The organism is Micromonospora sp. NPDC049301 (assembly GCF_040678715.1).
Classification (GTDB): domain Bacteria; phylum Actinomycetota; class Actinomycetes; order Mycobacteriales; family Micromonosporaceae; genus Micromonospora.
Genome location: NZ_JBFAQO010000001.1, coordinates 794,047 through 804,643, shown reverse-complemented (window position 1 = coordinate 804,643; position 10,597 = coordinate 794,047). Strand labels below are relative to the sequence as shown.

At 71.1% G+C, this 10,597-nt stretch carries 9 protein-coding genes; 3 read left to right on the top strand and 6 right to left on the bottom strand.

Going from position 1 to position 10,597, the window contains the following annotated elements; genetic code table 11:
- Positions 1–71: 71 nt before the first annotated feature.
- From AB0K07_RS03815 to AB0K07_RS03795, 5 genes are all read right to left on the bottom strand, one after another.
- Positions 72–953 (bottom strand): potassium-transporting ATPase subunit C, encoded by an 882-nt coding sequence (locus tag AB0K07_RS03815; protein WP_363750730.1) that lies wholly within the window; start codon positions 951–953, stop codon positions 72–74.
- A complete protein-coding gene (gene kdpB, locus AB0K07_RS03810; protein ID WP_363750728.1) occupies positions 953–3,160 on the bottom strand; it encodes a potassium-transporting ATPase subunit KdpB in 2,208 nt (735 codons plus the stop codon). The genes AB0K07_RS03815 and kdpB overlap by 1 nt, the downstream gene beginning before the upstream one ends.
- A 20-nt stretch (positions 3,161–3,180) precedes the next feature.
- Positions 3,181–4,836 carry a potassium-transporting ATPase subunit KdpA gene (gene kdpA / locus AB0K07_RS03805; RefSeq protein WP_363750726.1) on the bottom strand — a complete coding sequence of 552 codons (1,656 nt, stop codon included), beginning with the start codon at positions 4,834–4,836 and terminating at the stop codon, positions 3,181–3,183.
- The gene (gene kdpF / locus AB0K07_RS03800) at positions 4,836–4,925 is read right to left on the bottom strand and encodes a K(+)-transporting ATPase subunit F (RefSeq protein ID WP_363750725.1); all 90 of its coding nucleotides are present in this window, start codon (positions 4,923–4,925) and stop codon (positions 4,836–4,838) included. The genes kdpA and kdpF overlap by 1 nt, the downstream gene beginning before the upstream one ends.
- Positions 4,926–5,215: 290 nt before the next feature.
- On the bottom strand, positions 5,216–6,256 hold the full coding sequence (locus tag AB0K07_RS03795) for an SAM-dependent methyltransferase (RefSeq protein ID WP_363750724.1): 1,041 nt from the start codon (positions 6,254–6,256) through the stop codon (positions 5,216–5,218).
- Positions 6,257–6,328: 72 nt separating this feature from the next.
- Between AB0K07_RS03795 and AB0K07_RS03790 the strand changes: the two genes are divergently transcribed.
- Positions 6,329–7,117: a zf-HC2 domain-containing protein gene (locus AB0K07_RS03790; RefSeq protein WP_363750723.1), complete on the top strand. Its 789-nt coding sequence runs from the start codon at positions 6,329–6,331 to the stop codon at positions 7,115–7,117.
- 24 nt (positions 7,118–7,141) lie between these two features.
- Here the strand turns inward: AB0K07_RS03790 and AB0K07_RS03785 are convergent, their stop codons facing one another.
- Positions 7,142–7,801, bottom strand: coding sequence for a TetR/AcrR family transcriptional regulator (locus AB0K07_RS03785; protein ID WP_363750722.1), 660 nt, complete (start codon positions 7,799–7,801; stop codon positions 7,142–7,144).
- A gap of 422 nt (positions 7,802–8,223) precedes the next feature.
- On the opposite strand from AB0K07_RS03785, the gene AB0K07_RS03780 reads away from it, so the two are divergent.
- Positions 8,224–9,390, top strand: a complete 1,167-nt coding sequence (locus tag AB0K07_RS03780) for an acyl-CoA dehydrogenase family protein (RefSeq protein ID WP_363750721.1) — start codon at positions 8,224–8,226, stop codon at positions 9,388–9,390.
- Positions 9,380–10,594, top strand: a complete 1,215-nt coding sequence (locus tag AB0K07_RS03775; protein WP_363750720.1) for an acetyl-CoA C-acetyltransferase — start codon at positions 9,380–9,382, stop codon at positions 10,592–10,594. The genes AB0K07_RS03780 and AB0K07_RS03775 overlap by 11 nt, the downstream gene beginning before the upstream one ends.
- Positions 10,595–10,597 lie beyond the last annotated feature (3 nt).

Here is a 10,597-nt window from a genome sequence, read left to right as displayed (position 1 = left end):
GGACCATCCTCCCTGCTCAGATCGGCGGGCGGGGCCGTGCCCGGTTGGCACGGCCCCGCCTGCGAGTGTGCTCAGCGCGCGGCGAACTGCTTGTCGAGGGCGAGGTTGAGCTCCAGCACATTGACTCCCGGCTCACCCATGAAGCCGAGTCCTCGCCCGGTGGTGTGCTCGTCCACCAGCCGGCGGACAGCCCCCGGGTCCGCGCCGCGCTCCCGCGCGACCCGGTTCACCTGCAACTCGGCGTACGCCGGGCTGATCTGCGGGTCGAGGCCGCTGCCGCTGGCGGTGACCGCGTCGGCGGGCACCGCCGGGTCGGCGGGCGCGTTGCCCCGGATCGGGGTGACCACCCCACCGGCGGCCACGTAGTCCTCGTCGGGCTGGGCCAACTCCACCGTGATCCCCTGGTACGAGGTCACGAACGGGGTGGCCGGGGCGGCCTGGTTGACGCTGACCACCCGGGTGACCGGGCCGGTCAGGCCATCGGCGCGGAAGACCGCGAGCACGGCCCCCACCCCGTCGTCGGTGCAGAACGGGCGCCGGCCGTCGACGCCGTTGAGCTCGCCAACGGACTTGCTGCGCCCGCACACCTGGGTGAGCAGGCTCTCGCTGGCCTGCTCCGGGTCGGTGGAGATCGTGTCGACCACGCTCTCCGGGCCCAGGTTGCTGGCCGAGGTGGAGGTCGGGTCGTAGCCGTCGCCGGCGGCGGACGGGCGGGACTGGAAGTAGCGGGCGACGGGGTTGCCGTCCGCGTCGGTGAAGGACTGGCCGATCAGCGCGCTGCCGACCGTCTTCCCGCCCTCGTCGATCAGCGAGCCGTCGGCCTTGTGGTTGAGGCCGGGCAGCTGGCCGATCGCGACCAGGGCCAGCGGGTAGACCAGCCCGAGCAGCACCGTGAATACGAGCACGGCGCGCAGGGCGGCGAGATGTTGGGCGAGCCAGTTGGGTAGGCGCATCACGAAATCCCCGGGATGAACTGGATGAGCAGGTCGATGAGCTTGATCCCGATGAACGGCACGATGATGCCGCCCAGTCCGTACAGCCACAGGTTGCGGCTGAGCAGCTTCGACGCGGCGGCCGGCCGGTACCGCACGCCACGGAGGGCGAGCGGGATCAGCGCGATGATCACCAGGGCGTTGAAGATGACCGCGGACAGGATCGCCGACTCCGGGCTGGACAGCCGCATGATGTTCAACGCGTCCAGGCTCGGGTAGAGGCCGGCGAACATGGCCGGGATGATCGCGAAGTACTTCGCGATGTCGTTGGCGATGCTGAACGTGGTCAGCGCGCCGCGGGTGATCAGCAACTGCTTGCCGATCTCCACGATCTCGATGAGCTTGGTCGGGTCGGAGTCGAGGTCGACCATGTTGCCGGCCTCCTTGGCGGCCGACGTACCGGTGTTCATTGCCACCCCGACGTCGGCCTGGGCGAGCGCCGGCGCGTCGTTGGTGCCGTCGCCGGTCATCGCGACCAGCCGGCCACCCTCCTGCTCCCGCTTGATCAGCGCGAGCTTGTCCTCCGGCGTCGCCTCGGCCAGGAAGTCGTCGACCCCGGCCTCGTCAGCGATCGCCTTCGCGGTACGCGGGTTGTCGCCGGTGATCATCACGGTCCGGATGCCCATTCGGCGCATCTCGTCGAACCGCTCCCGCATCCCGGACTTGACGACGTCCTTGAGGTGGATGACGCCCAGCGCGCGAGCCGGCTCACCGTCGATGTGCTCGGCCACGACCAGCGGCGTGCCGCCGGTGCTGCTGATGCCGTCCACGATCTCGCCGACCTGCTCGGTGGGGTGCCCGCCGTTCTCGCGGACCCACTTCATCACCGCGGCGGCGGCGCCCTTGCGGACCCGGCGCCCCGTTCCAGCCGCCCCGGCGTCCACGCTGGCCTCCGGGGCCATGTCGACGCCGCTCATCCGCGTCTGCGCGGTGAACGGTACGAAGGTGGCGTGCGGCATCACGCCGGGCTCGCGCTCGCGCAGCCCGAACTCGTTCTTTGCCAGCACCACCACCGAGCGCCCCTCCGGGGTCTCGTCGGCCAGGCTGGACAGCTGCGCGGCGTCGGCCAGGGTTGCGGCCGTCACCCCCTCGACCGGTACGAACTCGGCGGCCTGCCGGTTGCCCAGCGTGATGGTGCCGGTCTTGTCCAGCAGCAGGGTGTTGACGTCGCCGGCCGCCTCGACGGCCCGGCCGCTCATGGCCAGGACGTTGCGCTGCACCAGCCGGTCCATACCGGCGATGCCGATGGCGGAGAGCAGTGCGCCGATGGTGGTGGGGATCAGGCAGACCAGCAGCGAGATCAGCACGACACCGGTGACACCGGAGTCGGTGATCGCGCCGCTGTTCGGCGCGGCCGCCTGGTACGCCTTGGAGAAGATGGCCAGCGGCTGAAGGGTGACCACGGCCAGCAGGAAGATGATCGTGAGCGCGGCGAGCAGGATGTTCAGCGCGATCTCGTTCGGCGTCTTCTGCCGGTTGGCACCCTCGACCAGGGCGATCATCCGGTCGATGAAGCTCTCCCCCGGCTTCTGGGTGATCTTCACGATGATCCGGTCGGAGAGCACCTTGGTGCCGCCGGTGACCGCGCTGCGGTCGCCGCCGGACTCCCGGATGACCGGGGCGGACTCGCCGGTGATGGCCGACTCGTCGACGCTGGCGATGCCCTCGACGATGTCGCCGTCACCGGGGATGATTCCGCCCGCCTCGACCAACACGATGTCGCCCTGGCGCAGCTGCGGAGCGGGTACCGCCTCGTCCCGGTAGGCGTTGGCCCGGGCGCCCGGCTTCCAGTCGATCAGCCGGGTCGCGATGGTGTCCTGCTTGGCCTGCCGCAGCGCGGCGGCCTGGGCCTTGCCCCGGCCCTCGGCGACCGCCTCGGCCAGGTTGGCGAAGAGCACGGTCAGCCAGAGCCAGATGGTGATCGCCCAGGCGAACACCGACGGGTCGGTCACCGCCAGGACGGTGGTGAAGGCCGCGCCGACTTCCACGATCAGCATCACCGGGTTGCGCCACAGCGTGCCCGGGTTGAGCTTGCGCAGCGCGTCCGGCAGGGACCGGATCAACTGCTTGGGGTCGAGCAGACCCGCGCCGACGCGGTTGCCCTGGGTTGCCGGGGTGCCGGGCGTCGGTTGCTCGCCGGTCCCGGATGTCACAGATGTGACGGACATGTCCTCGTTCCTCATGATGGTCACAGCCCTTCAGCCAGCGGGCCGAGCGCAAGTGCGGGCAGGAAGGTCAGCGCGACGAGGATCACCGTGACGCCGACGACCATCCCGATGAACAGCGGTCGGTGGGTCGGCAGGGTGCCCTCGGACGCGGGAGTGGGCGCCTGGCGGGCCAGCGAGCCGGCCAACGCGAGCACGAAGATGAGCGGCAGGAACCGGCCCAACAGCATGCACAACCCGAGCGCGGTGTCCCACCAGGTGGTGTTCACCGTGATGCCGCCGAAGGCGGAGCCGTTGTTGTTGCTGGCCGAGGTGAACGCGTAGAGCACCTCGGAGAGGCCGTGCGGACCGACGTTGAGCGCCGTGGAGTTGTTGCCGGTGGCGAACGCGGCCGCCGTACCGACCAGCACCAGGATCGGCGTGATCAGGAAGTAGAGCGAGGCGAACTTGATCTCGCGCGCCCCGATCTTCTTGCCCAGGTACTCCGGAGTGCGACCCACCATCAGGCCGGCCACGAAGACCGTGATCACCGCGAGGATGAGCAGGCCGTAGAGACCGGCGCCGACACCACCGGGGGCGACCTCGCCGAGCATCATGTTGAACATGGTCATCAGACCGCCGAGTGAGGTGAACGAGTCGTGGAACGAGTTCACGGCACCGGTCGAGGTCAGCGTGGTGGCGGCGGCGAAGGTGGCCGAGTTCGAGACGTCGAACCGGACCTCCTTGCCCTCCAATGCGGCGCCGACCGCCTGCGGCACCGTGCCGTGGCCGGCCAGCTCGAAGACGTTGGTGAGGACGACGCTGGCGAACGCCAGGATGCCCATCACCGCCGCGATGGCGTAGCCCTGCCGGTTCTGCCCGACCATCCGGCCGAAGACCCGGGGCAGGCTGAACGGGATCAGGAAGATCAGGAAGAGCTGCAGCCAGTTCGTCCACGTCGTCGGGTTCTCGAACGGGTGGGCGCTGTTGACGTTGTAGAAGCCGCCACCGTTGGTGCCCAGCTCCTTGATCACTTCCTGGCTGGCCACCGGACCGCCGGTGATGGTCTGGGTGCCACCGGTCAGGGTGCTCACGTCGGTGCCGGCGGAGAGGTTCTGCACCACCCCACCGATCATCAGCGCGAGAGCGCCGAGCACCGCGATCGGCAGCAGGATCCGCAGCGTGATCCGGGTCAGGTCGACCCAGAAGTTGCCGAGCTGCCCGGTGCGGCTGCGGGCGAAGCCGCGCACCAGCGCGACCGCCACCGCGATGCCGACCGCCGCCGAGACGAAGTTCTGCACCGCCAGACCGGCCATCTGCACCAGGTGGCCCATCGTCGACTCACCCGAGTACGACTGCCAGTTGGTGTTGGTCACGAACGACACGGCGGTGTTCCACGCGCCGTGCGGCACCACCGGGTCGAAGCCCAGCGACAGCCACAGGTGGTTCTGCACCCGCTGGAACAGGTACAGGAACAGGATCGAGATCGCCGAGAACGCCAGCACGCTGCGGGCGTACACGCCCCAGGTCTGCTCGGCGGCCGGGTTGACCCCAACCAGGCGGTAGATCCCCCGCTCGACCCGGGACTGCCGGGTGCCGGCGACCGCCCGGAACATGTAGTCGCCGAACGGCTTGTAGACGGCGACCAGGGCTGCCACCAGCGTCAGCACGAAGATGACGCCGGCTGTTGTCATGGTCATCAGAACCGCTCCGGAAACAACAGGGCGAACACCAGGAACGCGCCCAGGATGATCGCGAGCACCAGGCCCACGGCGTTGACGGCACTCACAGCTTCTCCACCGCCCGCACGACCAGGGCGAGCACTGCGAACAGCACCACCGTCAGGACCACGAACACCACGTCAGACACGCTGACTCCTCATAGCGGAAAGGTTCGTCGCGACCGCCTCCCGGTCGCGCCGGGCAATCAAAGCCCCACCACCTCCCCGACGGCAGGGGTCATAACACGACCATGACGGCGGCGATCCTTTTCTTGACGCGCTTTTCACACCCGACCCCTGAACAGGTGAAACGAGGCACAAATGGCCCAGGGGCGGGTTAGGAGGTGCGGCGGGCCGGGTCAGGCCGGCCGGCGGGCCACCAGCACGTCGCGCATGATCGACTGGTCCACCCGGTGCCGCAGCGCGCGGTACGGCTCCGCGTCGACCACGGTCAGGCCGGCCGCGGCCAGCGCCGCCGCCGCGTCGTCTCGGCCGGCGACGTGGGTGTTCCAGGAGATGCCGAGCGCCCCGCCGGGACGCAGCAGCCGCGCCCAGACCGGCGCGGCGTCCGCGAGCAGCGCCAGCGGGTCGCGGGTCAGCCCGTGCTCAGCGGTCCGGCTGCCGTGCTGGACGCCGTACGGCGCGTCCGCGACGACAAGGTCGAAGGTCTCCGGCCGGAAGAACTCGGCGGCGCGGGTGGTGTCGGCGTTGACCACGTCCAGCAGGTGGAGCTGGCCGGCCTTGTGCTCCTCGCGGGTCGGCGCCAGCTCGATACGCACCCGGCGACCGACAACCTTGCGCTCACGCCGCACCGGACCGGACTCCAGCACCCGGTGCTTGATCCGCTTCTGCTTCAGCCAGGTGGTGACGAACGCCCGGTACGCCTCGACGTCCTTCTGGTCGCGCTCCACCCCGGCGGCGTCGAAGCCGTACATCAGCGCCTGGTTGAGGGTGGTGCCGCGACCGCAGAGCGGGTCGAGCACCCGGAACCGCCGGGTGGTCAGCTCACCGGCCCAGTCCGAGGCGAGCAGGGTGACGTTGAGCAGCAGCTTGGTGAACTGCTCGTTGGTCTTGCCCGGGTACTTCTGGATGGTGATCAGGTCGTCGTCGTAGCGGTCCAGCCGGCTCCACTCGATCGGGCGCAGCAGGTCGCCGACGACCTCGAACAGCGCGTACCCCGCGGAGAGGTTGCCCAGCATGGCCAGGTCCCGCTCGGTCAACCCGTCACCGGCGAAGGTGAGGTAGGTGGCTCCGCCGACCGTCGTCGTGCCCACGTCGCCGATCCGGCCGTCGAGCGCCGACCGGCCGAAGATCTCCAGCTCTGCCCGGGTGAGGTCGATGGCGGAGCGGGCGTACACCCGGTTGGTGGAGGGCAGGATCAGCAGGCCGTAGCGCGTCATGGTCCGGCGAGTATTCCACAACCCGCGCCGGCCTCCGGGAACTGGAGCGGGGGCTGGACCGACTACCCGTACATGGGGTGTGAGCAGTGGCGGGAGGTCCTGTCCGCACAGTTGGACGGCGAGGAGACCGCCGCGGAACGGACGGCGGCACAGGGGCACCTCGACGGGTGCGCCGAGTGCCGGGCCTGGTTCACGGCGGCGGCCGCCGTGACCCGTCGGGTCCGTACCCGACTGGTCACGGAACCGCCCGACCGGACCGACGCGATCCTGGCCGCCGCAGCGGCACCGGCCCGGCGCGGGCGTCCCGGCTTGGCCTGGCGGGGCCGGCTGGTCGCCGGGCTGCGCGCGGCGCTCGGGCTGCTCGGCGCGGTGCAACTGGTGCTCGGCCTGGCCCAGGTGGGCCGGGGCGCGGCCGCCGATCACCTGCATCCCGCCGGCCAGCACCTGTGGCACGAGTCGGCCGCCTGGAACGTGGCGGTGGGCGCCGGGTTCCTCTTCGTGGCGGTACGCCGCAGCCCACCGGCCGGCCTGGTGCCGATGCTCAGCGCGTTCGTGGGCACGTTGCTGCTGCTTTCGGTCAACGATCTGGCCACCGGCACGGTGGGCGGGGAGCGGCTGGTCAGCCACGGTTTCCTGGTGTGTGGTTACCTGATCACCGTGCTGCTGTCCCGGCCCGGGCTGCGCCCCGGGGGTCCGGCTCCGCAGCGGCAGCCGGCGCCGTCGCGCTGGCGGTTCCGGGCGGACGAGGTCGACCGGCCGCTGCGGGTGGTCCGCTCCGAGGCCTACCCGGCGCAGGCCGCCGAACGCCACGCCGCCCCGGCGGCACGGGTCGGTGCGGCCGTCGACCGGCGCGCAGCCTGAGCGCTGGCTGCGCGGGCCCGCCGGTCAGCTCGCGGCGACCGTCTCCGTCGCGCCGGCCTGACCGCCGCCCACGATGACCGCCGGGATCACCTGCTCGACGATGGTCAGCAGCGTGGTGGTGAGCAGCACGTGCACCTGGGGCCGGGTCAGCGCGCCGCGCTGGAGCCACTCCCGCGCGGTCGAGGTGGCCAGCCCGCCGTACGCCCGGACCATCCCCCGCAACTCCTCGCGGTGTTCCGCCTCGTCGGCCAGGCCGACGGCGACCAGCATCCGGTCCGCCGCGACCTCCTCGGCCTCGGCGAGCACCCGCTCCACGTCGGCGTCGCCGCCCATTCCGCGTGCGGTGACGGCTGCCAGCCAGGACGTGCTGTGCCGGGAGACCACGTCGAGGAACCAGGAGACGCTGGCGTCGACCCGGGTACGCAGGTCACCCTTGGGCAGCCGCTCCAGCGCCACCTCGGGGATGGTCACCATGACCCGGACGACCTCCAGGTAGAGGTCCTTCTTCGTGCCGAAGTAGTGGTTGACCAGGCCGCGCGCGACGCCAGCCTCCCGGGCGATGTCGGTGGTCGACACATCCGGGTACGCGCGCTCGCCGAACAGCCGGACGGCGCAGGCCAGGATCTGCCCGCGCCGGGCATCCGGCTCCAACCGGCGGCGGCGCGGAGCCGTGTCGACACTCATCTACCGGACCCTATCGGCAGCTCACCGTCGCGGCCTAGGTTCGGGCTCACGCGGAGGGCCTGGCCAGGGCCGCCAACCCGCCCCGCACGAAGAGTCGCCATGGCTCGTTGACCGGCCTTCTCACCGTGTGTCACGTCCCTACCCGCGACCGTTGACCGTCGCTCTTCCTTTGCTCTGCTTCACTCCGCGCAACACCGGCCAGGACCAGCGGATATGCCGCAGCCGCCGTGCGTTGGCGAGGTTGCCCGGATGAGCGGACGGTGACTGTTGCGTGGGTTGAAGCAGAGCAAAGGATGCAGAGCGGGAGGGTCGACCCCCGGGGCTGGTCACGGTGGGTCATGTGCCGCAGGGGCGTGGGTCCGGGCGCGGCAGTTGATCGAGACTTATTGACATGCCGCCAACAGGGCGCGAGGGTGGTGCACATGCCGACGCCCGCATCCGACGATGCCCCCTCGCCCTGGCGTGAGGCGGAGCACGACGACCTGGCCGACCTGGCCCGCACCTTCTTCACGAAGGAGGTGCTGCCGCACACCGAACGCCTGTTGGCGCAGGGCCATCCGGACCGCGAGCACTACCGGCGCGCCGGCGAGCTGGGGCTGCTCGGCCTCTCCGTCCCGGAGGAGTACGGCGGCGGGGGCGGCGGATTCACCCACGAGGCGGTCGTGCTGCACGAGCAGGCGTACGCCGGCGAGAGCAGCCTCGGTCTGGCCGTCCACAGTGGCATCGTCACCGGCTACCTGGCGGCGTACGGCAGCGAGGAGCAGAAGCGGCGCTGGCTGCCGGGCCTGTGCAGCGGTGACCTGATCGGCGCGATCGCGATGACCGAGCCGGACGGCGGCTCCGACCTCCAGGCGATGCGCACCCGGGCGGTCCGCGACGGCGACGACTACCTGGTCACCGGGGCGAAGACGTTCATCACCAACGGCGGCCTGGCCGACCTGGTCATCGTGGCCGTGAAGACCGACCCGGAGCAGCGGGCGGCCGGTGTCTCGCTGCTGGTCTGCGAGGTCGGCGGTGACCCGGAGGGCTTCCGCCGGGGGCGGCTGCTGTCCAAGATCGGGCTGCACGCCAACGACACCGCCGAACTCTTCTTCGACGAGTTCCGGGTGCCGGCGGCCAACCTGCTCGGCGGCGCCGAAGGGCTGGGCTTCATCCAGCTCATGCAGCAACTCCCGCAGGAACGACTGGTGATCGGCGTCGGCGCGGTCGCGGCGATGGAGCGTGCGATCGAGCTGACCGTCGCGTACACCAGGGAGCGGGCCGCCTTCGGCAAGCCGTTGATGGGCCACCAGAACACCCGGATGGTGCTCGCCGAGTGCGCCACCCGCACCCGGGTCAGCCGGGTCTTCCTCGACGACTGCATCGTCCGGCACAGCCGGGGCGAGCTGGACGTGGCCACCGCCGCGATGGCGAAGTACTGGTTGACCGACGGCCAGTGCGAGGTGATCGACCGGTGCCTGCAACTCTTCGGCGGCTACGGCTACACCACCGAGTACCCGATCGCCCGGATGTACGCCGACGCCCGGGTCCAGAAGATCTACGGCGGCACCAACGAGATCATGAAGGAGCTGATCGCCCGTGCCCTCTGAGGCGTACGTCTACGACGCGGTCCGCACCCCGCGCGGGCGCGGCCGGGACACCGGCGCGCTGCACGGGGTCAAGCCGATCTCCCTGGTCGTCGGCCTGATCGACGCGCTACGCGAGCGCAACCCCGGCCTGGACGTCGACCGGCTGGAGGACCTGCTGCTCGGCATCGTCACCCCGGTCGGCGAACAGGGCGGCGATCTGGCCCGGGCCGCGGCGCTGCTGGCCGGTCTGCCCGACCACGTTGGTGGGGTGCAGCTCAACCGGTTCTGCGCCTCCGGGCTGGAGGCCGTCAACTCCGCCGCGGCGCGGATCCGCTCCGGCTGGGAGCACCTGCTGCTCGCCGGCGGGGTGGAGTCGATGTCCCGGGTGCCGATGGGCTCCGACGGCGCGGCCTGGGCCACCGACCCGCAGACCGCACTGGCCACCTCGTTCGTGCCGCAGGGCGTCAGCGCCGACCTGATCGCCACCCTGGAGGGCTTCACCCGCGACGACGCGGACGGTTACGCGCTGCGCTCGCAGGAGCGGGCCGCCAAGGCGTGGGCGGGCGGGCACTTCGCCCGCTCGGTGGTGCCGGTCCGCGACGGCAACGGGCTGGACATCCTCACCGTGGACGAGCACCCCCGCCCGGGGACCACCCGGGAGGCGCTGGCCAAGCTCACCCCGTCCTTCGCCACGATGGGCGAGGCGGCCGGCTTCGACGCGGTGGCGTTGCAGAAGTTCCACTGGCTGGAAGCGATCGAGCACGTCCACCACGCCGGCAATTCCTCCGGCATCGTGGACGGCGCGGCACTGGTACTGATCGGCTCGGCGGAGGTCGGCCGGGACCTCGGCCTCACCCCGCGCGCCCGGATCGTCGGCGCGGCGGTCACCGGCGCCGACCCGACGCTGATGCTGACCGGCCCGATCCCGGCCACCCACAAGGCGCTCGCCGCCGCCGGGCTCACCCTCGACGACATCGACCTGTTCGAGATCAACGAGGCGTTCGCCGCGGTGGTGCTCAAGTACGTCCGCGACCTGGGCCTGGACCCGGACCGGGTGAACGTCAACGGCGGCGCGATCGCTCTCGGTCACCCGCTCGGCGCGACCGGAGCGATGCTGCTGGGCACCGCGTTGGACGAGTTGGAGCGCCGCGACCTGCGGCGCGCTGTGGTGACCCTCTGCATCGGCGGCGGCATGGGAGTCGCCACCGTCATCGAGCGCTGCTGACCC